This is a genomic window from Segatella copri (assembly GCF_015074785.1).
Taxonomy (GTDB): Bacteria; Bacteroidota; Bacteroidia; order Bacteroidales; family Bacteroidaceae; genus Prevotella.
On sequence record NZ_CP042464.1, the window covers coordinates 1996477 to 2023241 of the forward strand.

The window sequence follows — 26765 nt, forward strand, 5'->3', positions numbered from 1 at the left end:
GACGTTCAAAATCTTAACGAGCTTTCTCTTTTTATATCAGCATTTTATTTCACTTTCATTTCTATCACATTCTTCGCAGCCTCAGCACTCGAACCACCTACGAAGATCTGATATTTGCCGGGAACCACACGCATGGTATTGGTCTGGGAATCCCAACCCTCGAAACTCTGGCGAGGCAGACTGATGGTTACCTGCTGCTTCTCGCCCGCCTTCAAAGTAATGCGCTTGAAGGCTTTCAGGGTCTTGATAGGACCCTCAGCATCATCCATTCTACGGATGTAAACCTGCGCCACTTCCGTTCCTTCCCACTCCATGCAGTGCCTCGTTCCACCATTGAAACTGCGGAATGCCCAATCGGGCTATGGCTGGCGAAGTATCCATCATCAACTTCGTCTTCTCCTCCAGGGTAAGACGGGAAAGCAAATCATTGGCTCTAGCCTCAGCAGAAAGGTTGGCATTCTGATAAGGAAGAAGCTGCTGTGCGCTGGCAGAAAGCGACATCGCCATCAGCATCGCCATAGAAAATAGTTGTTTCTTCATTGATCTTATATTATTTATTCGATTTATGCTTTGATTTTTAAGTTGGTGACAAAGTTACACTTTTTTGTTGAGATAACCGCATCATCTGGCAGAAAAGTTTAAAATATTTATCCTTTCGTGCCAACATTACCACTTTCAGTCCGCTGGCACATAAGTTGCAAAAACAGAGAGTGAAAGCTGAAGCTAAAAGATAAAGGAGTTCGGAAGAATGACGGAGTTTCGAGGCGAAGGCAAAAGAAATAACAAGAATATTAACAAGCAGAAATCCCGACGGAGCCGTAAGGAACCGAGAGGACGAGTAAAATAAAATTTGGAGGTTTTAATTATGTTGTTAGCACGTAGAAATAATGATTCAGATTGGTTGAGTAACTTCTTTGATGATACTTTATTCAATACCGAAGTAATGTCACGTATGAATGCTACTGCTCCTGCCATTAACATCAAGGAGACAGATAAGAATTACATCATGGAGGTTGCAGCTCCTGGTTTGAAGAAAGAGTGGGTTCGTGTAAACATCGATAACGATGGTAATCTGAACATCGCCATCGAGAACAAGATGGAACACAAGGATGAAGACAAACACGAGCACTATCTGCGCCGCGAATTCTCTTACGGCAACTACCAGCAGTGTTATACGCTGCCTGAGGATGCTGATCGTGAGAAGATTTCAGCAAAGGTAGCTGATGGTATACTCGAGGTCGAGATTCCAAAGCTTACTCCTAAGGAGGAGGCTAAGGCTACCAAGAATATCGAAGTCAAATAATCATCTCCCATAAATGATGGAGGCAGATTCCAAAGCTATCTGGAACCTGCCTTTTTTTGTGCCCTTATCTGAACCATCGCATTTTTCATCTACCTTATTATTATGATTTTCATGGAGCAACCAAGAGTTTTTCACCATAAATCTTTTTTCTTCCATAATTAATATGTAATTTTGCAGGCAGAAAAGCAGACATGAAAGCTTCTGCTTATAGAATTCAGAACATTAATATAAAAAACAGATGAAGAAAACAATTCCAGTAATAGGCATGGCTTGCAGCGTATGCTCTGCCAATGTTGAAAAGAAGCTGCAGTCGCTAGAAGGCATCAACTCCGCCTCGGTTTCCCTGGCGAGCCGAACAGCCCTGGTAGATTACGACCCCGACATTATCTCTCTGGAAGATATGAAACGGGAAATCAGCAACGCCGGATACGACCTCGTCATCGAAAACGACAGAAGCGTGGAGGAAATCAACCGACGTGAGTTCACCCTCCTGCGCCGCCGAACCCTGACTTCCTGGCTCTTCGCCATCCTGACCATGTGTTTCTCCATGGGCTGGATTTCCCTGGGTATGGAACAGAATATGATTTCAGATGGCGTTGCTTCAGCTCATCATACCAATTCCTTCGCCAACCAGATTTGTCTGCTCCTGGCACTCGCCAACCTGCTCTACTGCGGCAAACAGTTTTATGTTTCCGCCTGGAAGCAGCTCCTGCATCATACGGCAAACATGGATTCGCTCGTAGCACTCAGCACCCTCATCGCCTTCCTCTTCAGCACCTTCAACACCTTCTTCGGAGAAATGGTATGGGGAGCGAGAGGCATAGAATGGCACACTTATTTTGATGCTTCCGTGATGATTATCACCTTCGTGCTGACCGGCAGATGCCTGGAAGAAAAAGCGAAAGACAGTACGGCGAGCAGCATCCGACAACTGATGGGAATGCAGCCTAAAACCGCCCGACTGGTGACTTACGAGAAGATAGAAGGCACCAACGACTACAAGATGGAGGAAGTGCCGATTTCCACCATTCAGATAGGCGACATGATAGAGGTAAGAGCCGGCGAGAAGATTCCGGTGGATGGCGTGGTTACCCAGGCAGAGAGTTTCATGACTCCCGATGCTGCCTATGTAGATGAAGCGATGATCAGCGGCGAACCGACTCCGGCGATGAAAAAGGCAGGCGACAACGTGCTGGCTGGCACCATTCCGAGTCAGGGAAAGCTCCGCATGAGAGCCAAGCAGATTGGCGAGAACACCGCCCTGGCGCACATCATCCGCATGGTTCAGGAGGCACAGGGCAGTAAGGCACCCGTGCAGCGCATCGTGGATAAGGCGGCTCTGATTTTCGTTCCAGCCGTGGCAGCCATCGCCCTTATCACCTTTATAATATGGTGGCTGATAGGCGGCAACGCTGCTCTTCCGCAGGCCATTCTTTCAGCCGTAGCCGTATTGGTCATCGCCTGTCCTTGCGCCATGGGCTTAGCTACTCCTACCGCCCTGATGGTGGGCATCGGCAAGGCGGCGCAGAAGCAGATTCTCATCAAGGATGCGTCGGCACTGGAGAATCTCCACAAGATCAACGCCCTCGTCATCGACAAGACCGGCACCCTCACCATTCCTAACCAGAACATCGATTTCACCAAGCAGGAGGATTTGGATCTGGAGACGAGAGAGACCCTCAAGCCTCATGCCCAGGAAGCGATAAAGCAGTTGCAGGAAAGGGGAATAGAGGTCTATATGATGAGTGGCGACAAGGAGGAAGCGGCTCATTACTGGGCAGAGAAAGCCGGCATCAAGCATTACCAGAGCAAGGTGCTGCCTGGCGACAAGCAGGCATTGGTAAAGAAACTTCAGGACGAAGGCAAACAGGTAGCGATGGTAGGCGACGGAATCAACGACACCCAGGCTTTGGCCCTTGCCAACGTGAGTATGGCGATAGGAAAGGGAACGGATGTGGCGATGGATGTGGCGCAGATTACGCTGATGAGCGACGACCTGCTGGCACTTCCGGAAGCCGTAAAACTGAGCCAGAAGACGGTTCACATGATTTGGCAGAATCTCTTCTGGGCGTTCATCTACAACATCATCTGCATTCCGCTGGCAGCCGGCGCCCTTCATATCTTCGGCATTGATTTCCAGATAACTCCAATGTGGGCAAGTGCCCTGATGGCCTTCTCAAGTGTGAGCGTAGTGCTTAATTCGCTGAGGTTGAGATTAGCGTAAAATGATAGAAAATGGCAGGTTCCCGATGCATCAATTTGGAACCTGCCATTATATTTTCCCCTTTTTCAAGCATACCCCAATACACTTTTCCTATGAAAACAAGGGCTAAAAGCTACACTTTTCCGAAAAAAAGCTTGATTTTAACCCATAAACCACCCTTTTTTGCAAAGGCGATTTTCATAGCAAATCGTAAAGGACTTTTAAGGTATTGAAAAACCTTAATGACCGATAATGACCTTGACCTTAATGACCTTAACGACCTTATCCCCTAAATAGCCATACTCCATTGTCAACAGAAAATCACATTACCCAAACAAAAATAACAAGAAAGACTGGATTGTGTTTTTGCAGAGAAAGGAGGAGAAAAATGCCCTTAGGAGCAAGAAAAAGTGGTTCCGATAACACTTTTCACCCCTTCAGAAGGCAAAAATAAGAGGGGGAATGGCAGAATGAAAGGGGGAAAAACGAGGATTTACAAGGAATTTCTTGATATATTTTGTCAAGATTCTCGTAAAAAGAGCAAGAAAATTTGGGTTGAGAGAAGGGGAATTCCGTGCGTTTTTATAGTATTAAACGAGGGAATCAGAATAGTTCCATTTGCAACTACCGAACTGATTATCAACACAATACAATCAACACCACATTCTTCCAGAATAGCTTTCAGAAGCTCTATCGTGTCATTAAGGGTCAGTGTCATTAAGGGTCATTAAGAAAAAGCAAATGTCATTTAGAGCCATAGTATAATATAAATATTATTTATTATTATACTATAGAGATATTTGCGCCCCCGAAAACCTTAATGACCCTTAATGACACTGACCCTTAATGACACCACCCCACATTTCCCCGCTTTTTCAATCATCAAAAGCAATCCAAGGCGGCTTTTGCAATCAGATGCAAAAACCGAAAACACTTATATCTCTACACATCAGCTACTTACGCACTATTTCCCAACATTCTACGGGAAAAAGCTTGCTTTCTGCTTCGAATTTTTGTATCTTTGCACCGGCAATCGAAAGAACAGTCTTCTTGTGCCAAAAGTCGGTCATCTATGAAGACCGAGGCTGGTCTTAATAGATGGCAGGCGCCGGTCATCAATGAAGACCACAAAATGGGCAGGAAACGGCTTTCTGGGGAATTGTGATTCAAGGAACTCTTAAACGCAGACAGAGCATGATCAACTTCAAGAACTTTCAAAACTTCAAGAAAGACCCCAGCATTACAAACAAGTGGGGAGAGTTATTCCTCCCCCTCTACCTTGCAGCAGTCGAATCCCATCTCCCTGGCTTTATCAGGACCAAAGGTGAAGTAGATGGCTTCGCCCTCATCACAAACCTCGCCTTTGGAGTTCTCCAGGGTCAGGTGGATGGTGACGATGTTGCGGCGCTGACTGGCGATGTGACCACGCACCGTAATCTGCGAATCGGTGGTCATCACAGGCTTCTTGTACTTCACGTTGAGCTGCATCGTCACACCCGTGGTCTGCAGTTTGCGGTTGATAACCCAGCCTGCCACTTCATCCATCAGCATACTGATGATTCCGCCATGCAGGGTATTGATCCAGCCCTGGTAATTCTCGCCGGGATTCCAGATGGTAAGCACATCCTCACCCTCTTCCCAAAACTCAAGATGCAATCCTACAGGATTGTTGGGGGCACAGCAAACGCAGTTGTAACCCTCCTTGTTCAAATATGGATTTAATATCTTCTTCATTTTCTAATTGATTAAACTGATTTCTAACTGATTAAACTTTTTAAGACAAGGCAAAGGTACGAATAATATCTGATAAGGCAAAGTTTTTTTAAGATATTACGGTTAATTTTCCATAATAAAAAGTGAAGAAGCGTGGGAATCTTTAAAATTGATGTACTTTTGCAAGCAACAAAAAGACGATTATAGGTATGATTAAGATTTTAGTGATAGAAGACGAAAAGCGAGTGGCTGATTTATTGAAAATCGGTCTGGAGGAGAATGGCTATCAGGTTTTGGTGGCTTACGATGGTGAGATGGGAAGGAGACTGTTTCAATCGAATGATTTCCAACTGATTATCTCAGACATCATCCTGCCGAAGCTCAATGGCTTCGAACTCTGTCAGGAAATCAGAAAGGCGGATGAAGAAATCCCTATCCTGATGCTCACGGCTCTGGGAACCGCCGATGATAAGCTGGAAGGCTTTGATGTGGGAGCCGATGACTATATGGTGAAGCCATTCGATTTCAGAGAACTGCTGGCGAGAGTGAGAGTGCTGCTGAAAAGAAGAGCCGTGGCTAAGGTTGATGTGGTGAAGGAGATTTCATACGCCGATCTGTGCATCAATCTGGAACGACAGGAAGTGAGACGAAACGGCGAACCCATCAAGCTTTCGCCTAAGGAATACAACCTGCTGGTTTATCTGGTGGAGAATGCCGAAAGGGTAGTGAGCCGAGTGGAAATCGCCGAAAAGGTATGGAACACCCATTTCGATACGGGAACCAATTTCATCGATGTCTATATCAACTATCTGAGAAAGAAAATGGATAAGAACTTCGAGGTGAAACTGATTCATACCAAACCGGGAGTAGGCTTTATCTTAACGGACAAGATGTAACGCCCCAAACAGATAAGCCGAATAAGAATTTCAATAATATCAGATAGAAATCATGAAGATCAGAACAGCCCTTACCCTTAAATACACCTGCATTACGGCAACCATCTTTCTGCTTTGCATGGTGCTCATTTACCTGGTCAGCGAACATACACGCGACCAGACTTTCTTCAGAAACCTGAAGAGCGAAGGAATCACCAAGGCCAATCTCTTCCTGGCTGGGCAGGTAGATGCCAAGACCATGCAGTCGGTTTATCTGAACAACAGGAAGTTTATCAACGAGGTAGAGGTTGCCGTCTATACCACCGATTTCCACATGCTTTACCACGATGCCATCCACAACGACATCGTGAAGGAAACCGAAGGGATGATCAAGGAAATCATTCAGAAAAAAGAGATTGAATTCCATATCGGAAAATACCAGGGCATCGGAATGGTTTTCCAATACAAGGGAAAGGATTATATTGTTACGGCTGCCGCTTATGACGGCTACGGCTACGACAACCTGGTGGGTCTGCAGGAAACCCTCATTTGCCTTTTTATCATCGGATTGTCGCTGCTCTTTATCGCCGGCTATATTCTGGCAAGGCTCTCTCTCAAACCGATAAGAAACATCGTGAACGAGGCTGAAACTATTACCGCCTCCCACATAGACCGCCGCATCCCCGTGAAGAACGAAAAGGATGAGTTGGGCGAACTGACCATCGCCTTCAATGAACTGCTCAAGCGACTGGAGATTTCCTTCAATTCACAAAAGCAGTTTGTAAGCAACGTGTCTCACGAGCTCCGCACTCCTCTGGCTGCCCTAACAGCCGAAATCGATGTTTCGCTGCAGAAAGAGCGAACCAACGGGCAGTACCAGCTCGCCATGCAGAACATGCAGCAGGACGCCAAGCGAATGACCCGTCTGATAGACGGTCTGCTGAACCTGGCTAAAGCGGATTACGGCAAGGAAGAAATCAGCATGCGAGAGGTTCGCCTGGATGAACTGTTATTAGATGCAAGAGAACTCATCCTGCGGGCGCATCCGGAATACAGCATCGACCTGCTCTTCTGCAACGAGGAAGAAGATGATGACAGTCTGATTACCGTCCTCGGCAATCCTTATCTGCTGAACATCGCCTTCTCGAATCTGATAGAGAACAACTGCAAGTATTCGGAGAATCATTCTTCCATCGTTCAGATTTCCTTCAGAGACAAATGGAGCATCGTCCGTATGGCTGATAACGGTTTTGGAATGTCGGCAAAGGATAAGGAGAATCTCTTCACCTTATTCTATAGAGGAGAAATGCATAGAGACGGAGAAAACAAAAAGGAAGTAGAGGGCTACGGCATCGGAATGACACTTGCCCATAAGATTATCCATCTGCATGATGGCAGCATCGCCGTGCATTCGGAGCAGGGCAAGGGAACCATCTTCGTTGTGGAGATTCCACATATCTAGCATAATCCTCACAACACACATCTCCCTATTAACAAACCACTTACAGATTCTCTAATAGTTTTCTAATACCGTTCTAATTCTTTTCTAACGGCTTCTTCCACATAGTTTGCTTACCTTTGCAACCGCAAAACAATAATTCACATCAAGTAAAAGTAAAGCAATTATGTGGAAGAAGAAAAAGAACAACACAAAAATGGCTTTCAATACCGAGACGGTAATGATGGCTGCCAAGGCACCACTCAACACGGTGCTCACTTACTTCCAGACTACCTCATTGGGACTCACCGATGAAGAAGTAGAGAAGAGACAGGGACTCTATGGCAAGAACGAGATTGTACACGAGCAGAAAAAGAAGCCGCTCGTAATGCTTGCCAAGGCGTTCATCAACCCTTTCGTAGGAGTGCTCACCGCACTGGTGGCTATCTCGTTCGTAATGGATGTATGGATGGCAGATCCAGGTGATCAGGACTGGACTTCCATCATCGTTGTCTCGACCATGATTATCCTGAGTACCATCCTCCGCTTTGTACAGGAATGGAAGGCCAACCGATCTAGCGAGGCTTTGCAGAAGATGGTGACCAACACCTGCTATGTGGTGCGACTTGGTTCAACCACCCGTGGCGGAACACCAGGTGCAGAAATCAGCAATGAGGAACTGGTTCCTGGCGACCTCATCATGCTATCTGCCGGCGATATGATTCCTGCCGACATCCGCATCATCGAATCCAAGGATCTGTTCGTCAGTCAATCCAGTCTGACAGGCGAATCTGATTCCATTGAGAAATTCCCAAATCTTTCAAAAGACCGCAACCATACGGGCAGCATCGTTGACCTCGACAACATCTGTTTCATGGGTTCCAACGTGGTGAGTGGTTCGGCAAAAGGCATCGTCTTTGCCACCGGCAACCACACCTATCTGGGAACCATCGCCAAGAACGTGGCGGGGCATCGTGCCGCTACAGCTTTCGACAAGGGAATCACTAAGGTGAGTCTGCTGCTCATCCGCTTCATGCTCGTGATGGTGCCTATTGTGTTTCTGGTAAACGGCATTACGAAGGGCGACTGGATGGAGGCCTTCATCTTCGCCATCTCCGTGGCCGTGGGATTGACTCCCGAGATGCTGCCGATGATTGTAACCGCCAACCTTTCGAAAGGAGCGATGGTCATGTCGCGCAAGAAGACCATCGTAAAGGATCTGAACGCCATTCAGAATTTCGGTGCCATGAACATCCTCTGTACCGACAAGACCGGCACCCTGACTCAGGACCACATCGTATTGGAGCGCCACGTGAACGTGGATGGAACCGAGGACAAGGAAAATCGCATCCTGCGCCACGCCTATTTCAACAGCTATTTCCAGACGGGTCTGAAGAACCTGATGGACCGCGCCATCCTCTCGCACGTCAAGGAACTGGGATTGGAATCGCTGAGCAGCTCATATAAAAAGGTGGATGAGATTCCGTTCGATTTCACGAGAAGACGCATGTCGGTGGTGGTAGAAGACAGAAACGGCAAGCGACAGATCATCACCAAGGGAGCCGTAGAAGAAATGCTGACGGTTTGCAGCTTTGCGGAATTCGGAGGAAAAGTGGAGCCGCTGACCGATGGAATGCGAAACAAGGCACAGAAATTCGTAAAGGAGATGAATGCGCAGGGCATGCGAGTGCTGGCACTGGCGCAGAAGAGTTTCCTAAGCAAGGAGAATAACTTTGCCATCGAAGACGAGAAGGAGATGGTGCTCATTGGCTATCTTGCCTTCCTCGATCCTCCAAAGGAATCAGCTTCGCTGGCCATCAAGCAACTGCATGAGCACGGTGTGGAAGTGAAGGTGCTTTCGGGCGATAACGAGGCGGTGGTAAAGGCTATTTCCAGACAGGTGGGAATCAATACTTCTGATTCCGTTACGGGACCGGAACTGGAGAATATGAGCAAGGAAGCCAAGCTGGAAGCGGTGATGAAATGCAGCATCTTCTCAAAGCTTACCCCGATGCAGAAGGCAGAAATCATCCAGCTCCTGCAGAAGAGCAACAATACCGTAGGATTCCTGGGCGACGGAATCAACGACGCAGCAGCCCTGCGCGAATCAGACATCGGAATCTCGGTAGATTCGGCTGTGGATATTGCCAAGGAGAGTGCTGACATCATCCTGCTGGAGAAAGACCTGATAGTGCTGGAAAACGGCGTACAGGAAGGAAGAAAGACCTTCGGAAACATCGTGAAATACGTGAAGATGACTGCCAGTTCCAACTTCGGCAATATGTTCAGCGTGCTGGCAGCGAGTGCCTTCCTGCCTTTCCTGCCGATGCTTCCTATCCATCTGCTCATTCAGAACCTGCTCTATGATATTTCCCAAACCACCATTCCTTTCGACCGCATGGACAAGGAATATCTCGCCAAGCCACGTGTATGGGATTCAGGCGATTTGAGCAGATTCATGATCTGGATTGGACCTATCAGTTCGATATTCGATATTGCCACCTACATGGTGATGTGGTGGGTATTCAAGTGCCAGGGACCGGACATGGAATCCCTCTTCCAGTCGGGTTGGTTTGTCGAGGGCTTGCTTTCCCAGACCCTCATCGTTCACATGATCCGTACCCGCAAGGTTCCGTTCATCCAGAGTTCTGCCTCATGGTCTGTGATGCTGATGACCTTCTCCATCATGGCTGTCGGCATCTGCATTCCATTCACATCATTCGGCTGTTCAATCGGCTTAACTCCTCTGCCATGGACTTACTTCCCATGGCTGGTAGGCATTCTGCTGTCTTACTGCGTATTGACGCAATGGCTCAAAACTCTTTACATCCGGTCTTTCAAGCGCTGGCTATAATTCAGGAAAATGTTTATGTTTGTTCCGTCTAAATACCTATAAATAGGGATTAGGCGGAACCAAAACTATTCAAAACAACTAAAAAATACCTAGAAATGAGGATAAAGACAAGCGCCCTACTATTTAGAAGAAATAAAAATACCGATTATTAAGTATTGCAGGATTTTGAAATATCCTGTACCTTTGCAGCATGAATTAGCGAGATGCTCGCAAGTGGCGAGCAAGTGAACAAGAAATGATACAAAACGTAATTATACAAAACACGAAGATTATACAAAAACATTAAGAAATGAAGAGAATTATTTTTATTATTTTAGGATGCATCAATATTTGCCTTGCTTATGCACAGAGCTTTAACGGACAATATATTTCTGAATGGCAATGGGACATGAACAAGAATACCAATCTGATCAATCAGCTGAGATTGGAACTGAGTGTTCCGATAGGAAAAGGAAAGGATTCGTTCGAGGCGGCTACGCTGCATGTGGCAAAGACCAACGATGGCATTATTGATGACTGGCAGGGATTTTCTAACATAGATGCCGATAATAATTTCGCCATGCTTGCCGTGCTGGGCTACATGCACGAGTGGAATTCGGGCCATCTGTTTGTGGGTGTGAGAAACGTGAACGAGGATTTCTTTACCTCTGATGTTACGGCACTTTTCCAAAACAGTTCTGAGGGCATCTTCCCAACCGTTGCATCCAGCTATCCGATAGCCAACTATCCGTATTCGGGCTTGACCCTTTATTTTGATGTAACCAAGGGTGGATGGACTTTCAGAAACAGTCTGTATAATGGCGTAGGATATAATGGCTGGAAAGCCCACGACAATCCTTTCCTGGTCCGCCCGAAGAAGGATGGAATCTTCAATATGTCGCAGTTGGAGTATGAACATAAAGGTGGAAAGTATTTTGCGGGTGCTGCCGTCCATACCCGTCAATATCCGATTAACGAGGATGGCGAAATGGTTTCTGCAGATGAATCCAAGAGCAAAACCACCTGTGCCTGGTGGATTTACGGAGAGCAGAGCGTATGGAAGGCAGGCGACAAGAACATTTCGTGCATGGTACAGTATTCAGAGAACACCAGTCATCAGAATGCCTGCTACCGATACGCAGAACTGGGCGGTGCCTATCAGGACGATAAGAACGAGTGCGGATTGTCAGGCCAGTACGCCCGCTTCCAGCAGGGTTCGGAATATTCACTGGAAGTAACGTGGAAAAGACAGCTGACGGAATCCATTTCCCTTCAGCCATCGTTCCAATACATCAAAAACGACAATGGAGATTTCACGGCACTCAGTGCCCGACTCTATGTCAGTTTCTAGCAATCCATTTCGGCAAGACCAGGGTGCCCATCACCAGGAAAGGGTAATAGAAGATGGCGCGCCAGAGCATGGCGGCAAGGATGGCTACTGAGGCCTCGGGCAGGAAATCAGCATAATAAAGGCGGAACATCAACTCTGCCACGCCACTTCCGCCAGGCGTAGGACTCAGAATGGAAATCATCCACATCACCCATTGGCGGCACCAAGCCACCAGCATGTTGCCCTGACAATGGAAGGCAATGAGAATAGCTACCACGATGGCGAATCTCGACAGCCACGCCAGGGAAGTATAACCCATCAGCTGCAGCCAGAATCTTCCGCCCTCCAGCTTTGCCTCCTCCGAAGCCATCGTCATCTCCTCGGAAAACTTCTCTACCTTGGGCAGGAATCTGCGAAGGAAAGGAATCTTGCAGCATCCCTTCAATACCCAGCCCAGAATCTGAGGACGATGCAACAACAAGAGGTAGAGGATGGCCGTCCAGACAGCAACGATAAGGGTGCTGACGATGAAAATAACCTGCACTCCGCCCTTAATCCATTCGTTCGTAGCATCCACTGAAATCCCCACTCCATCAGCCAAGCTGAACAAGAGATGCGATGGAACACAGAAATAGAGCAACACGCAACTGATGGCAAGAAAAGCCTCATCAGCCAGCAGGGCTGCAAACATGGTGAAGATACTTCTACCCATAGAAACTCCCTCGCGATTGAGATAGACAAAAGCCAATCCACTTCCCCCCACCGCCGAAGGAGTGACGGCAGAAGTAAACTCGCAGAGCACATTGATGCGGAACGCCTCGGCTACAGATAACTTACGCTGGCAGAGATGACGGAAACGGAGGGTGAGCATCAGATTCTGGACCGCAAAGAGCAACACGCCCATTACTACTCCCAGAAAGAACCTGGGAGACAAATCTATCCTGCTAAGAACTTCCACATCAAACTCCCGAATCATCATTCCAACGATGACCACCAGTCCGATGGAAGCCGCCAACCATAAATGCCATTTTTTCATATTACTCTCAAAATAAAACTATACCTTATTATATATAGTAATATAACGATTAAATGGCTAATCTATTTTGTTGTCTGTCAATTAAATGCTAATATCTATCCAAAACTTCTACATCTATGTTCTCCCAAGAGCGCACCAGAGTCTCCGCGGCTACCGTATAGTTCATCTGCACCCAACTGCTCGCCGTCTATCGCCGCCTTTGCCAAATCAATCGTCAGCGAATTGCCGAAAGGAGTTTTGCGGATAATGCTGTAATACTTTTTACCGCTGCAAAGGTATTTAAAGGATGTTGCCATCGTGTTACAAAGAAATGAAAGAAGAGTGAAAGCATTGCCTTTTTACAAAAAGATTTAAAAAATGGGACTGAATAAGACAAGGTAACGATATTTTGATTATATTTGCAGTATTATTGCAAAACTAACAGATTTAAGATATGAAAAAACTACTCTTATCCATCGCCTTTCTGCTCCCTGCTATGGGAATGATGGCGCAGACTCAGGTTACGACTGCCGAAGGTATCCTCGAAGGAAAAGACCTCTCAGGCATCACAGTATTCAAGGGTATTCCGTTCGCTGCCCCTCCGGTAGGAAATCTCCGCTGGAAGGCTCCGCAGCCTGTACAGAAATGGCAGGGCGTTCGCGAGGCCAAGGAGTTCGGACCGAACCCGATGCAGGAACCTCTCTTCGGCGATATGAACTTCGGTACGAAGACCAACAGCGAGGATTGCCTCTACCTTAATATATGGACACCGGCAAAGACCATGAAGGAGCATCTGCCGGTACTCATTTATTTCAACGGCGGAGGACTGATGGCGGGTAGCGGAAGCGAACCTCGATATGCGGGCGATGCGATGGCACGCAAGGGCATTATCTCCATCACAGCCAACTATCGTGAGGGCATCTTCGGATTCTTCGCCCACCCACAGCTCTCTAAGGAAACATCCTACAAGGGTTCCGGCAACTATGGATTCATGGACCAGGTGGCTGCCATCCAGTGGGTAAAAGATAACATCGAGGCTTTCGGCGGCGACCCTAACCGCATCACCATCGTAGGCGAATCGGCAGGTTCCATGTCGGTCAGCGCCCTGATGGCTTCCCCTCTCTGTCAGGGACTATTTGCCCAGGCAATGGGTTCCAGTGGTTCGGTGATGGGATTCAAGAAGGTGGCTACACAGAAGGAAGCCGAGGAGAAAGGAGTGCAGCTTGCCCAGAAAATAGCCGAGAAGATGGGTAAGGAAACCGGAAAGAAGGTGAAAAAGAACATAGGAATGAAGAATCTCAACGAGCTTCGTGCCCTTCCTGCCGAGAAACTGATGAAACTGGCGGAAGTAAGAGCGGTTCCTGTCTATAATATCGACGGTTATTTTATGAAAGAGCAGCCTGCAGAGGTCTTTGCCAAAGGCGAGCAGACCAAGGTACCTCTGCTCATTGGCGGTAACAACCAGGAGATGACTCCTGCAGCCGTATTGATGGGCAAGCAGCCTACCGTCGAGAATCTGAAGGCGGGCGCCAAGGCTACATTTGGAGAAGAGAACATAGAAGAACTCTTCCGCCTCTACGGCATCAACAGCGATAAGGATGTATTGGAGCAGCCGGGTGTGAACCTAGCTTCGGATATCTTCCTGGATTATTCTACCTGGAAGTGGGGCAACATGCACAAGCTGACCGGCGGACAGCCTGTTTACCGCTACCGCTATTGCCATCCTCGTCCTGCAATGGCCATCAAGGGCAAGGTGGCTGCATTGGCTGGCGGCGTGGTAGATGCCAAGGAAGATGCGGCTCCAGCGCCACAAGACAAGGGAGCCGTTCATTCTGCCGACATCGAGTATGCAATGGGTACATTGCCAACCAACCGCGTGTTCAACTGGCAGCCGGAGGATTATATGATCAGCGACATCTTCAGCCAGTATTACGTCAATTTCGTAAAGACCGGCAATCCGAATGGTCTGGGTCTGCCTGAGTGGCCATCCACCAACGGCAAGGCAGTAGCCCCTGTGCTTCAGATAGACGTGAATACCGTCGTAAAAACTGATGCCCAGATGGAGAAGCGCTATGATTTCATAGACAAACTGTTTTGGAAGAAGAAATAATTCTCTCATTACATTGAATCAATCGGAATACAGATTTCATTGAATAAACCAGAAATAGAGATGTTTCAGAAATTCATTATCAACAGAGACGGAGTACTGAAGTTCGGGCGTGTCTACCTGCACCGTGACATGCTGTCACCCGGCGAGCAATGCACCTATGGGGGCGGTTTGTGGAAGATAGATGAAGGCAGAGGCGCCATCGTGCTCTACGGCAGAAGTTTCGACTTCGGTCCTCCCGATTTCGGCTTTGTGAAACAGATAGACTGGACGGGCTTGGGCGGCACCCCTCGCCCGCTCTTCTATCTGCCTCATTGGCCTAGCGAAGAAGAGATTGTGCCAATCATCATCAATTAAGAAAATAGTATAATATTCTATAATTTTCTGTGTAAAACTTGCGGATAACAGAATAAAACACTATTTTTGCGAAGAGAAATCCTTCTCGGGGAAAGTGCTCTCTAAGAGAAGAGATTCCGTTAATAAGTAACAATTAAAAAGCAGTATAGTATGAAAAAGAAATTAGTTTTGACAGCAGCCGTCATCGCTGCATTATCAGTTGTCTCCTGCAATGGCAAGAAGACAAATAGCCAGGGGGCTGGCCAGGATAGCCTCAGTTATGCTGAAAATGATTCACTCAATTCCAACGATGTCATTCTCGATTCCATCGCCGGCACCTATGAGGGTACTCTCCCTGCTGCCGACTGTCCGGGCATCAAGACCGTTTTGACGCTCAACGCCGACAGCACCTACCAGTACTCAGCCGACTATCTGGAGCGCAAGGATGGTCACGACGAAGCGAGCGGTATCTTCAAGGTATTGGCTAACAACGTGGTAGAAATCACCCGTCCATCGAGCGGCGAGACATCTTACTACAAGGTAAAGGATGCCAACAGCCTCATCATGACCGATTCGCTGGGCAATGAGCCTGAAGGCGCCATGGCTAAGCACTATGTGCTGACTAAGAAAAGGTAAAAGGGTAAAAAGGTAAAAGGGTAAAAAGAGCCCCCTAGCTTAACATTCCGCTAGGCTCTTTTTACCTTTTTACCTTTTTACCCTTTTATCTTTAAAACGCCTTTTTTGCCGGTTCTCACAGCGCTATTATTACAAACCTGTTACATTCCTGCCTTTCAAGTTAAAATCAATTAAGTTTTGCACCGGAACCTTCGCTATTCCAGATATTTTTCCTAATTTTGCGCCCACATTTCTAGAGGATGAAATGATTGGTAAGATTCAACAATAAATAAGGTGTTATATACTAAATAGATTAAGGAAAAAGAAAAATGGAACATGTTTTTACTGAATCGATGTTTTTGGTGGGATTCGTGATTTTCATCGCCGCCATACTCGTATTAGACATGCTGGTCATCGACCGAAAGGCACATGTGGTGTCTATCAAGGAAGCCGGTTCATGGACGGCTGTATGGATTATTCTCGCGCTCGCCTTCGCCGTATTCATCTATTTCCATGGTGACATGGTGCACGGCATAGAGAACTTCGACGACCTGAAGCTGATAGCCTCGCGCTATGCTTCGCATCTCAAACTGGACCCGAACGACTATGAGGGGAGTCTGCAGCAATACCGGCACTATATGACTATCTCCTACATCTCGGGTTATCTGATAGAGAAAACGCTCTCGGTAGATAATCTCTTCGTGATGATGATGATTTTCACCTCGTTCGGAGTGGACAAGAAAGATTACCAGCACGTACTGAACTGGGGTATTCTGGGAGCCATCGTGCTGCGCTTCGTCTTCATCTTCGCGGGTGCTGCGCTCATCAGCCGGTTCGCCTGGATATTGCTCGTATTCGGAGGATTCCTGGTTTACAGCGGTGCCAAGATGTTCCTCAACAGAAACAAGAAGGAAGAGATCAATGCTCTGGAACATCCGGTAGTGAAGTTCATGCAGAAGCGCCTGCATCTGGGTCCGCTGGTGATGACGGTGGTATTCATCGAGTTCTGCGACCTGATTTTCGCATTCGACAGCATTCCAGCCGTATTCTCGGTATCGCTCGATCCGTTCGTGGTGTTCTTCTCGAATATCTTCGCCATCCTGGGCTTGCGTGCCCTCTTCTTCCTGCTGGCAGCGATAGCAGATAAGTTCCGCTATCTGAAGGTGGGTGTGAGTGTGCTGCTGGTGTTCATCGGTGTGAAGATGCTCATCCACGATTTCTTCGAGATTGATGCAGTCAGTTCGCTGGTATTCATCATCCTCGTACTGCTCGTCAGCATCGGGGCTTCGGTGGTGATTCCGCAGAAACAGGAAGCGTTGGAAAATACGAAATAAGCAAAACATTCTTGGAAGGAGATTATCATCCTTCCAGAAAACATAAAAAGGGCGATTGCTATTCCCCACGCAAGGGATAAGCAATCGCCCTTATCTTTTATGAACTTAGTTTAGAAAGAAGAGCAAATGAATTTTTCCCTCTTCACTCTTCACTCAATTTACTTCCAAGGATTCTCTGTTGGGTAAGGCAGGCTAGCTGGCTGGTTGTAAGCGATATCCTTGATGCCGAGATACTTGAACACCTCGAACAAGGTCTTACCTACGTGAGAGAATGCTACGGCTCCGTGGTGTGGATAACCCTTCTGAATCAATACGTGACGATAGAAGCGGCCCATCTCGTTGATGGCGAAGATACCGATACCACCGAATGAACGGGTAGGAACATCGAGAACCTCACCCTCTGCGATGTAGCTGCGGAGGTTGCCCTCAGAATCGCACTGCAGACGGTAGAATGTGATGTCAGAAGCTGCGATATCACCCTCCAATGTACCACGGGTGAAGTCTGGTGTACCACCATTCTCCAACAAGCGGTTCTGGATGAGCTGATACTTGATCTTACGGCTTGAGCACATCTTGCACTGTGGAGTGTTACCGCAGTGGAAGCCCATGAAGGTATCAGTCAACTTATAGTCGTACTTGCCCTGAATATCCTCATCGTAGATGTACTTAGGAACTGAGTTGTTGATATCGAGCAATGTAACGGTATCGTCAGAAGCACACATACCGATGTACTCAGAGAGCGCACCATAGATATCTACCTCGCAAGCTACAGGAATGCCGCGGCTAACGAGACGGCTGTTTACATAGCAAGGCTCGAAACCAAACTGGCTTGGGAATGCAGGCCAGCACTTGTCTGCGAATGCTACATACTGGCGAGAACCCTTGTGAGCCTCTGCCCAGTCGAGCAATGTCAACTCAAACTGTGCCATTCTGCGGCTGAGGTCAGGATAGTAGCAGCCTTCGCCCATCTCCTTGGCCATATCAGCGCAAACCTCTTCGATACGTGGGTCGTTCTCGTGCTCCTTGTAAGCTACGAGAAGGTCGAGCTCTGAGTTCTCCTCAATCTCAACACCGAGTTCGTACAAGCCCTTGATAGGAGCGTTGCAAGCGAAGAAGTCCTGTGGACGTGGACCGAAGGTGATAATCTTCAAACCCTTCAGACCGAGGATAACGCGAGCTACAGGAACGAAGTCCTGAATCATCTTAGCTACGTCCTCTGCTGTACCTACAGGATACTCAGGGATGTAACCCTTCAGGTGGCGCATGCCGAGATTGTAAGAGCAGTTGAGCATACCGCAGTAAGCGTCGCCACGACCATTGATCATGTCGCCGTCACCCTCAGCAGCTGCAACAAACATGCAAGGACCATCGAAGTTCTTTGCAATCAAAGTCTCAGGAGTCTCAGGACCGAAGTTACCGAGGAATACAACCAAAGCGTTGCAGCCCTGCTCTTTCACTTCGCCCAAAGCCTTGAGCATATCTTTCTCGTTTTCAACTGTAGTCTGGCAGTTGAAAATTTCACCCTTGTACTCTTTTACGATGTTCTCACGGCGCTGAGTAGAAAGCGCGATTGGAAAACAGTCACGGCTAACGGCAATAATACCGAGCTTTACTTGTGGAATGTTGTTGCTTACCATAATTAGTTTATTACTTAAGTTTTTGTATAAATTCTTATATTTATTGTTTATTATTTGATTTTTTCGAGTTTGTTCGGTTGACAATTATTCATTGTTCCGAGCACAAAGGTACAAATATATTTTGTATCACCAAGCGTTTTAAGGAATTTTTAATTCAAAAAAATGGCGCAAAACCGTGATTCTGCGCCAAATGTAACATATGATAAAGTTCTTGATACATTTCATACATGTCTCTGTTATCATCTGATACCCTTTTTCTACCTTAACATCTTCTTTAATATCTTCGCAGCGGGCGGTACCGGATGGTATAAATCTGATTGAAGTACTCCTTCCAGAGGTTCGGCTCCTTGTCATCATCACGCACGATGCGGATGCCATAGAATCGGGTACCCGTCTCCTTGTATTCCTTGAATCTGGACAGCAGCTGCTGTGGCGGATCGGGAATCAGAAAGTCGGTTATCCAAAGCACATCGGCATTCACGTAATGAAGACCGTCGTTGTCGAGAAGTTCGAACATCTGGTTCATCATCTTCTTTGCCGAAGTTCCGCCGCCGATAAACGGAAGGTGGGTTGTCGTTGGTTGGCGACGGATGCCCCGTCCGGTATGCGCCTGCCCGTCTCCAACGGAAGGAACTGCATCTGCTTCGGCTGATTCCATCATAGTGATTCCGATTCTCTTCAACCGCTCTGCCTTGCGCTTCGCCATCAGGTCGATGGCACGGGTACTGACGGAGAAATCTATCAGGAAGCAGTCACGCTCCAAATCTTCTGCCGTCTCTTCCAGCAGAGAGATGAGTGTTGAGGATATCCTTTCGGGCGTGCCATACATACTGGCTGAGGTGTCCAGGCAGACAATCATCGGACCCTTGCGGGAGGCGTGGGTAAAGCCGAGTTTGCGGGATGGTTTCGACATTTCGCTCTTATAACGGAAGGTCTGGAGTCTTCGCGTGCGATACTTATATATAAAGAGGCCCTCCATATCTTCATCGCTGTACTGTGCCAGTTCGAGGGGGAGAAGGGAGTTAAGATCATCGCCCACGGTAATGCCCTCGATATCGCTACCTGCAGAATGCTCCATCTTCATCTCTACGCCCGATGCGATGGTGAGCCGGTCTTTGCCGTTGGCATCGGCTACTCGTCCCATCTTTGCCACAATTTCCTTGATTTCGGGGTATTTATCCTGAATCTTCACCTGGTTCAGACGGCGTTCAAACTCCGTTTCAGTCCATCCGTTCGTCATCAGTTCCCAGGCTTGTACGGCGCGCTGTTCCGAAACGCCCTTCGTCTTCATGTTGCGGGTTATCTGGTCCATCATGCGCACCAGTCCTGTTTCGAAGTTGTTCTGACGGAGCGAGATAAAGTCCTTCAGCTTGTTCAATACCTGATGTTCGATGCAGACCTTCCAGTCTCTTACCAGCCGTTCCCAGTTTTCGGGTTTCGAAGCCCCGTCTCCAGTCATCAGTTTAAGGAAGAAAGTTTTATCGAACCCATCTTCAGCATGTTCCTGTTCCAGCTGGTCGAGCAGAGGGAGCCACACCTGTTCATCCATCCGCTTGAAGGGAGCCCAATCGAGCACATCATCTGCCCGATGACTCTCGGTCCAGGCACGCTGGCGCTGAAATCGCATGTGATGGACGCATTCCACGATAAACTTTCCCACACTATCATAGAAAACCTTGCTCTTGATTTTGCTGTTCACCACCTGGCGCACGAATTTCTGCACCTCCTCGCCAGTTTCTGCTATGGTTACTTTCAGAGTAAAGAGATGAATGAGATAATCCTTCAGCGGATCTTCCTTCAAATTCCAAGGCATGACGGTATCTGTCGGTTCAGGAATCTTCACCTGCCCCGACTTGCAGAAGTCATCCAGCATTTTCAGATAATACTGCGCCTCCGCCAAGTCCTTGTTATTCTGGTATTTCATAGGAGTAAATCCTTATTTTTTCTCCATCAGATATTCTGCGAAAATTCTTGCAGCGCTCTCCACTTTGGCAGCGCAAGGACGGGTCTTGTAATATTCTGCCGTTCTTGCTGAAGCCACATAGCTGGACTGCGCCTTCTCATGGCCCTTCAAGCCCAGAATCTCGGCACAGATGATGCTGCCGTTCTGCTCCTTCGATTTAGCAAGCAAATCCTGCACCACCTTATAGCATGCCGACTTGCCCTCACGGTCATCCCCCTCGGTCTGTCCGCAATCCAAGCCAACGAGCACCACGATGCCCGAAACGGCTCCGCACATCATTCTCATTCTGCCTACTCCACCACCGAAGCCGGCACCGATGCGCTTCGCCATCTCATCATCAAGACCATATAAATCGGCAAAGGCTGCCACCACCGATTGGCAGCAGCCATAGCCCTGCATAAAGTTATCCACAGCCTGGTGAACACGCGCCTCCAACTCTGGAGTCAATATTTTCTGTTCATTCATCATGTTTAGATTCTTCTATATTTAATAATGTAATAGGAGGCGATTAAACCTCGTAAAGCTTCATCGTATCCTGACGGGTAAATGCCAACTCCTTATAGAAATCACGGAGATAAGCCGATATTTCCGCCTTATCATCAGCAGATGCGAAGAGATTCTCGCCCAACTGCTTTTCCAGCGAGGTCAAGCCATCCGAAAGAGTTTCTATCTCCCCCTCGTAATCCCTGCCATCCTCCGGATTCCTGCGGACACGATGATATTTGATGTCCTCAGCAAGCGCATTCTTCATCTCCACGAGTTTGTCTGCAAAAGGAGAAAAGAGGGCACGGATCACGATGTTTCGGATAGCATCCCGCTCTTCCGGCTCCTGCCACAGACAATGGTAGATAGGAAGCAAATCGCAGATATCCACCTCTTCCCTATCCTGCATGAAGGCAGAAGTGCGAAGCAGGCGGACGATATTCTTCCATCTTCGGTCACTCACATAGATGTTTCTGCGCTCGGCAGCCTCATCCACATTCACGGCTCTCAGAGATTTACGGATGGCGGAAATCGCATCGAGCACCTCGATTTTCACGCCAATCTTATCGATACGCTCCGTCCATTCAGCATACTCCTCAGCAGTAATAGCATTTGAATTCGCTTTTCCTTCGGCCGCCGAACTTTGTTTTTTCACTCCTCGTTCTTCACTCTTCACTTCAGAAGCTCTTTGTTCTTCACTCTTCACTTCCAAGAGCATCGCCCGGAAATTCTTCTCCAGTTTTATCGGTCTACTCTCTATTCTGATGACGAATCGGTCCCAGAGCGCCTCCAGTCCTTCTCCCTTAGCCGGCAACTCATTGCTTGCAGCCACGAGAAGTTTCAGAGGAAGATGCATTTCCCGATTGCCGTTTCTGAAGATTTTCTCGTTAATCACCGTAAGGAGCGTGTTCTGGATAGCAGGTCCCGCCTTCCAGATTTCATCCAGGAAAACCACATCGGCAGTAGGCAGATAACCCTCCACCGCACGCTCGTACGTATCCGAAGTCTTCAGTTTCTGAATGCTCACCGGACCGAAGATTTCATCGGGTGTAGAGAATCGCGACATCAGATACTCAAAGCTCTGAGCCTCTCTGAATGCCGTCTTCAACTGTCTGGACACCATACTCTTTGCCACACCCGGAGGTCCCAGCAGGATGATACTCTCACCTGCCAGAGCAGCCAGGAGCGAGAGCGATATCTCCGTCTCCTTCTCATAAATGCCCCGGTTCATCTCCTGGAGCAAGAGTTTGAATCTTTCAATCATATTCTTACTTTTCTATTCAGAATCGTATAAAGACGAAAAGAAGTTAAGAGATAAAATTCATTATCCCTTAACTTCCTCATATTCTTTTATATAAATAAGGTATGGCTTACTTTACGTTGCCCACCTTAATCAAGTACTCAGCAATCTGAACAGCGTTCAGGGCAGCACCCTTACGAATCTGGTCGCCAGTCAACCACAATGTGTTGCCATTGTCATCAGCCAAATCCTTGCGGATACGACCTACATATACATCGTCCTTGCCGGCACTCTCCAATGGCATTGGATAAACGTAGTTCTGGGCATCATCCTTTACAGTTACGCCTGGAGCAGCCTCCAAAGCCTTGCGGATGTCCTCTACTGCCAATGGCTTCTCTGTCTCGAACCAAACACTCTCTGAGTGAGAACGGAGTGAAGAAACGCGAACGCAAGTAGCACTGGTGCGAACATCAGAGTGCATAATCTTGCGGGTCTCGTTATACATCTTCATCTCCTCCTTGGTGTAATCGTTAGGAGTCATCTTGTCAATCTGTGGAATGACATTGTATGCCAACTGATGAGGGAACTTATTGATATGCTCAGTCTTACCTGTCTCGATGATATCCTTATACTGCTGCTCAAGTTCAGCCATGGCAGCAGCACCAGCACCTGAAGCACTCTGGTAAGAAGAGATATGAATCTTCTTGATATGGCTCAAGTCATCGATAGGCTTCAACACTACTACCATCATGATGGTGGTACAGTTAGGGTTGGCGATGATGTTGCGAGGGCGGTTCAGGGCATCCTCAGCATTTACCTCAGGCACAACCAGAGGCACATCGTCACACATACGGAATGCGCTAGAGTTATCAATCATCACGGCACCATACTTGGTGATAGTCTCGGCAAACTCCTCAGAAGTGCCGCCACCAGCAGATGTGAAAGCAATATCGACATCTTTAAAGTCATCGTTATGCTGCAAAAGTTTGACCTCATAGTCCTTTCCCTTGAAGTTGTATTTTCGTCCGGCAGAACGCTCAGAACCAAACAACACCAAATCATCCATAGGGAAATTTCTCTCAGCAAGGATACGCAGGAATTCCTGTCCTACTGCGCCACTTGCACCAACAATTGCTACTTTCATAATCGAATCTTTTAATTTATAAAGTTGTTATAAGTGTAAACTGTGGAAGAGAAAGCCAACCTCCTTATCATCTTCATGATTTCTCATTTTCTGATAGCTTCATGATTTCTCATTCTCTGATAGCTTCATGATTCCTCATTTTCTGATAGCCGGAAACTGCTTATTTTCTCAAATCCGCTGCAAAGTTAAGACTTTTTCTACAATATCAAGCATAAATTCCCAAAAATTATTGCTTTTTGCTGCAAATTTATCATTTTTGCTTACTTTTCTGCAAGAATATGCAAGAATTTGGAGAAAAATACTATTATAATATAGGTGTACCTATCTCGGTGACGCCCGAAGAGAACATTCAGACTATCATTAATCTTCTACCTTCCAATCCTTTATGGTATGCGTCTCCACATCAAAGTTGATTCCTACCTTCACGATTGGAAGACCGCAGAGGGCGAAACGCTTCGCATACTCCTTCAAGTCTATCTGTTTCATTGCCACATCAGCACTTTGGTTCAGTTTCAATTCAAAGAGGTAGAGATGGGTGGCAGTACGGAGCACCATATCGACACGTCCCTTTGGCGTGTGAACCTCTACATCCACATAATTGTCGAGGATGGAGAAGATGACATACATCATCTGCTGATAATGCCCCTCATAATCCGTATTGTCGCAATAAGGAATCGTGCCGAGATAAGTCTGGAGCATTTCCAGAGCCTCATCTATCTTGTTATGACGAATGGCAGCAGACATCTTGGCGATTGTGGTGGTACCCTTCACCGTATTCATACCTATATAATAAGGTAAAAGACTACGATACAAACCCACACGAATCTCCTTGTTCGGTATGTCTAAGAGATAGAGTTCCGTCTCTGAGTCATAGCCCTTGATGGTGATGTAGCCACTCTGATAGAGCAACGGCATGATGGTGGTCATCTTCTCGGTTGGAGCATCAAACTCCGACTTATCTGCCTCGCTGCCACCTATCTCAGATGGCATCACCTGGAACTTGTTGAGCATGTTGATCAAGTAAGTAGGTGTACCAGAGGCAAACCAATAGTAATCCAAATTGCCATTTGTCATGGCATTGAGCAAGCTGAATGGATTGAATACGTCAGGAGATTCACTCGCAAAATGATAACCATCATAATATTCCCCGAGAGCCGCCAACGTCTCTTTTCTTGTCTTGCTCAACTTCTCGCCCAAAGCATCAATATCTGCGGACATTTGGGTCTCCAGTTCTTCCTTGGTGATACCACAAATTCCCGCATACTGAGGCAGCATGCTCACATTCGTGATGTTATTCAGTTCACTAAAGATGCTCATCTGCGAGAACTTGGTGATACCGGTCAAGAAGACAAAGCGGAGATAAGGTTCGCACATTTTCAATGGACTATAGAAATTGCGCATAACGTTGCGAAGAACCTGCAAGGAAGTATCCTCGTGTACTACATCCAACAAAGGAGCATCATACTCATCGATGAGCACAACCACTTGCTTGCCTGTCTTTCGATAAGCAGTCAGAATCAAATCGGTCAGACGATTATTTGCTCCATTCTGAGGTGTTGTAATACCATACGTAGCCTCTTTATTAGCCAATTGATAGCCCAAATAATCTTCCAACTCCTTCTTTTCCAGATGCTTACCACCCGACATATCAAAATGCAGCACAGGATATTCCGTCCACTCCTGCTCCAGTTTTTCGATGGCAAGCCCTTTAAACAAATCCTTCTTACCCTCAAAATAGCTTTGAAATGTAGAAACCAGCAACGACTTTCCGAAACGGCGTGGTCGGTTCAAGAAGAAATAACATCCACCAGAATGCGTCATTCTGTAAATGTATTCCGTCTTATCAACATAGAGCTTATCTTCTTTTCGAATTCGCTCAAAAGTTTGGATTCCCACAGGGTATAATTTCAATGCAGCCATCTTACAATATGCTTTAAGTACTTATATCTGGGGACAAAGATACAAAAAAATATTCATAGCTGCAAAGAACTCCCCATTTTGTTTGCGATATCTAACAAAAAACGTAAACAACATACCATCATCCCTTGGATTATATTCAAAAGCGGATACTCGGTTCATTCCAGCCAAGTTCCAGTTTCACGGCAAAGTGGAGCGCCGTGCTCTGGCAAGAACTCCGATGAACGCCAATGCCACTACGAACAATACAGATATAATACATTTCTTAGTCATGATTGATAAAATTTAAATTCAACTTTTAATATCCAAGACTCAACCCTATCCTTATAGCAAGGTAAAAATCCCGAGTGCAAAAGTAGAAAAAAATAAGCAAGTAATGATGCTATCCATACGTGGATTGTATCAAATACTCACTTATGTGTATGAAATCATCAATGCCTACAGCATCAAATCCTTGATGGTTGTACCATTCATGAATCTGCTTAAATCTACCCTTTCTCCAATACCATGCAAATGTCCGGTTTCGGAATACTGCCAGATATTGCACTTTCCTCTGCCGTCGATAGAGGGTTGTCTGGAGTTATAATTGGCGATGAAGAGATAATAGCGATTGAACTTCGCCCCCATCTCCTTATTATAGAAACTCTCGTTGCTATAGATGATAGGATACTTACCATAGTGTTTCTTCACCAAGTCAGCAAACACCTGTATGCTATCCTGCAGCTGTCGTCCCTTCCATCTTCCTTGGATGCCTTTCTCCTCCACATCCAATACAGGAATCAAGTCCTGCTCACCCTTCTTCACCATCTTTTGGAAATCCAGGAACTGAGCAGTTACTGAAGAGCCGGCAGACATCAGATGATAAGATCCCACCTTCAACCCATATTTACGAGCCAGTCTGATATTTCGGCGATAATGTCGATCCACATATCCCTTACCATGTGTAGCTCTGATATAAACGAACTTGATTCGCTTGTTCTTCGCTATTTCCTTCCACTTGATAACTCCATTGTGTTTCGACACATCAATGCCGTCATATCCGCCATGCGTATAAGGTTGCCCTTTCAATCTATCAACGAAGACATCAGAATAAGATGAAGCGATGCCCACCCATCGCTTCACCTTATATGGCGACACCACATACATGATTCCCAGACCAATACCAGCCAAAACGACCAGGCTGCCTAAGGAAACCAAAGTATATTTTAATCCTTTCTTCATTACATTTTATCTTTTAGTTGTTTTCAGGGGGACAAAGATAGTGAATTTATCCGAAACG

22 protein-coding genes and 1 pseudogene are annotated in these 26765 nt (G+C 46.9%); 10 read left to right on the forward strand and 13 right to left on the reverse strand.

Annotation, left to right across the window (positions count from 1 at the left end):
• Positions 1 to 44: 44 nt before the first annotated feature.
• Together FO447_RS08670 and FO447_RS08675 are read right to left on the reverse strand one after the other, a co-directional pair.
• Positions 45 to 314, reverse strand: coding sequence for a fibronectin type III-like domain-contianing protein (locus tag FO447_RS08670; protein ID WP_200756063.1), 270 nt, complete (start codon positions 312 to 314; stop codon positions 45 to 47).
• A pseudogene (locus tag FO447_RS08675) lies at positions 295 to 540 on the reverse strand (hypothetical protein); the annotation flags it as partial. The gene FO447_RS08670 and the pseudogene FO447_RS08675, both read right to left, overlap by 20 nt.
• A gap of 325 nt (positions 541 to 865) precedes the next feature.
• On the opposite strand from FO447_RS08675, the gene FO447_RS08680 reads away from it, so the two are divergent.
• Positions 866 to 1303 carry an Hsp20/alpha crystallin family protein gene (locus FO447_RS08680; RefSeq protein WP_118201128.1) on the forward strand — a complete coding sequence of 146 codons (438 nt, stop codon included), beginning with the start codon at positions 866 to 868 and terminating at the stop codon, positions 1301 to 1303.
• Here the strand turns inward: FO447_RS08680 and FO447_RS08685 are convergent, their stop codons facing one another.
• Positions 1304 to 1459: a hypothetical protein gene (locus FO447_RS08685; protein WP_182429255.1), complete on the reverse strand. Its 156-nt coding sequence runs from the start codon at positions 1457 to 1459 to the stop codon at positions 1304 to 1306.
• A gap of 82 nt (positions 1460 to 1541) precedes the next feature.
• Between FO447_RS08685 and FO447_RS08690 the strand changes: the two genes are divergently transcribed.
• On the forward strand, positions 1542 to 3527 hold the full coding sequence (locus FO447_RS08690) for a heavy metal translocating P-type ATPase (protein WP_200756064.1): 1986 nt from the start codon (positions 1542 to 1544) through the stop codon (positions 3525 to 3527).
• Between the two features lie 1239 nt (positions 3528 to 4766).
• On the opposite strand, the gene FO447_RS08695 is transcribed toward FO447_RS08690, so the two are convergent.
• Positions 4767 to 5240 (reverse strand): PaaI family thioesterase, encoded by a 474-nt coding sequence (locus tag FO447_RS08695; protein WP_117693889.1) that lies wholly within the window; start codon positions 5238 to 5240, stop codon positions 4767 to 4769.
• Positions 5241 to 5428: 188 nt separating this feature from the next.
• On the opposite strand from FO447_RS08695, the gene FO447_RS08700 reads away from it, so the two are divergent.
• From FO447_RS08700 to FO447_RS08715, 4 genes are all read left to right on the forward strand, one after another.
• Positions 5429 to 6115: a response regulator transcription factor gene (locus FO447_RS08700; RefSeq protein ID WP_117693892.1), complete on the forward strand. Its 687-nt coding sequence runs from the start codon at positions 5429 to 5431 to the stop codon at positions 6113 to 6115.
• Positions 6116 to 6167: 52 nt separating this feature from the next.
• Positions 6168 to 7556 carry a sensor histidine kinase gene (locus tag FO447_RS08705; RefSeq protein ID WP_117693895.1) on the forward strand — a complete coding sequence of 463 codons (1389 nt, stop codon included), beginning with the start codon at positions 6168 to 6170 and terminating at the stop codon, positions 7554 to 7556.
• Positions 7557 to 7716: 160 nt separating this feature from the next.
• The gene (gene mgtA, locus FO447_RS08710) at positions 7717 to 10386 is read left to right on the forward strand and encodes a magnesium-translocating P-type ATPase (RefSeq protein WP_181976458.1); all 2670 of its coding nucleotides are present in this window, start codon (positions 7717 to 7719) and stop codon (positions 10384 to 10386) included.
• A gap of 289 nt (positions 10387 to 10675) precedes the next feature.
• The gene (locus FO447_RS08715) at positions 10676 to 11716 is read left to right on the forward strand and encodes a carbohydrate porin (RefSeq protein ID WP_200756065.1); all 1041 of its coding nucleotides are present in this window, start codon (positions 10676 to 10678) and stop codon (positions 11714 to 11716) included.
• On the opposite strand, the gene FO447_RS08720 is transcribed toward FO447_RS08715, so the two are convergent.
• Together FO447_RS08720 and FO447_RS08725 are read right to left on the reverse strand one after the other, a co-directional pair.
• Positions 11706 to 12731 (reverse strand): lysylphosphatidylglycerol synthase transmembrane domain-containing protein, encoded by a 1026-nt coding sequence (locus FO447_RS08720; protein WP_200756066.1) that lies wholly within the window; start codon positions 12729 to 12731, stop codon positions 11706 to 11708. The genes FO447_RS08715 and FO447_RS08720 overlap by 11 nt on opposite strands.
• Positions 12732 to 12826: 95 nt before the next feature.
• Positions 12827 to 13027: a hypothetical protein gene (locus tag FO447_RS08725; RefSeq protein ID WP_200756067.1), complete on the reverse strand. Its 201-nt coding sequence runs from the start codon at positions 13025 to 13027 to the stop codon at positions 12827 to 12829.
• Between the two features lie 137 nt (positions 13028 to 13164).
• On the opposite strand from FO447_RS08725, the gene FO447_RS08730 reads away from it, so the two are divergent.
• From FO447_RS08730 to FO447_RS08745, 4 genes are all read left to right on the forward strand, one after another.
• Positions 13165 to 14820, forward strand: a complete 1656-nt coding sequence (locus tag FO447_RS08730; protein ID WP_200756068.1) for a carboxylesterase/lipase family protein — start codon at positions 13165 to 13167, stop codon at positions 14818 to 14820.
• A gap of 60 nt (positions 14821 to 14880) precedes the next feature.
• Positions 14881 to 15174 (forward strand): hypothetical protein, encoded by a 294-nt coding sequence (locus FO447_RS08735; protein WP_200756069.1) that lies wholly within the window; start codon positions 14881 to 14883, stop codon positions 15172 to 15174.
• 150 nt (positions 15175 to 15324) lie between these two features.
• Complete coding sequence (locus FO447_RS08740) at positions 15325 to 15789, forward strand: copper resistance protein NlpE (RefSeq protein WP_200756070.1); 465 nt, start codon at positions 15325 to 15327, stop codon at positions 15787 to 15789.
• Positions 15790 to 16097: 308 nt separating this feature from the next.
• Complete coding sequence (locus FO447_RS08745; RefSeq protein ID WP_006848275.1) at positions 16098 to 17102, forward strand: TerC family protein; 1005 nt, start codon at positions 16098 to 16100, stop codon at positions 17100 to 17102.
• A gap of 158 nt (positions 17103 to 17260) precedes the next feature.
• Here FO447_RS08745 and FO447_RS08750 read toward each other — a convergent pair whose 3' ends face one another.
• The 7 genes from FO447_RS08750 to FO447_RS08780 all read right to left on the reverse strand — a co-directional run bounded on the left by FO447_RS08750 (position 17261) and on the right by FO447_RS08780 (position 26707).
• Positions 17261 to 18739 carry an L-fucose/L-arabinose isomerase family protein gene (locus FO447_RS08750; RefSeq protein WP_200756071.1) on the reverse strand — a complete coding sequence of 493 codons (1479 nt, stop codon included), beginning with the start codon at positions 18737 to 18739 and terminating at the stop codon, positions 17261 to 17263.
• A 274-nt stretch (positions 18740 to 19013) separates the two neighbouring features.
• Positions 19014 to 20663: a vWA domain-containing protein gene (locus FO447_RS08755; protein WP_200756072.1), complete on the reverse strand. Its 1650-nt coding sequence runs from the start codon at positions 20661 to 20663 to the stop codon at positions 19014 to 19016.
• A gap of 12 nt (positions 20664 to 20675) precedes the next feature.
• Entirely contained in the window at positions 20676 to 21170 is a 495-nt protein-coding gene (locus FO447_RS08760; RefSeq protein ID WP_118086148.1) for a C-GCAxxG-C-C family protein, read from the reverse strand.
• Positions 21171 to 21210: 40 nt separating this feature from the next.
• Positions 21211 to 22449 carry an AAA family ATPase gene (locus FO447_RS08765; RefSeq protein ID WP_200756073.1) on the reverse strand — a complete coding sequence of 413 codons (1239 nt, stop codon included), beginning with the start codon at positions 22447 to 22449 and terminating at the stop codon, positions 21211 to 21213.
• A 106-nt stretch (positions 22450 to 22555) separates the two neighbouring features.
• The gene (locus tag FO447_RS08770; RefSeq protein WP_117662130.1) at positions 22556 to 23569 is read right to left on the reverse strand and encodes an aspartate-semialdehyde dehydrogenase; all 1014 of its coding nucleotides are present in this window, start codon (positions 23567 to 23569) and stop codon (positions 22556 to 22558) included.
• 360 nt (positions 23570 to 23929) lie between these two features.
• Entirely contained in the window at positions 23930 to 25489 is a 1560-nt protein-coding gene (locus FO447_RS08775) for an ATP-binding protein (protein ID WP_200756074.1), read from the reverse strand.
• 435 nt (positions 25490 to 25924) lie between these two features.
• Complete coding sequence (locus tag FO447_RS08780) at positions 25925 to 26707, reverse strand: glycoside hydrolase family 25 protein (RefSeq protein ID WP_200756075.1); 783 nt, start codon at positions 26705 to 26707, stop codon at positions 25925 to 25927.
• Positions 26708 to 26765 lie beyond the last annotated feature (58 nt).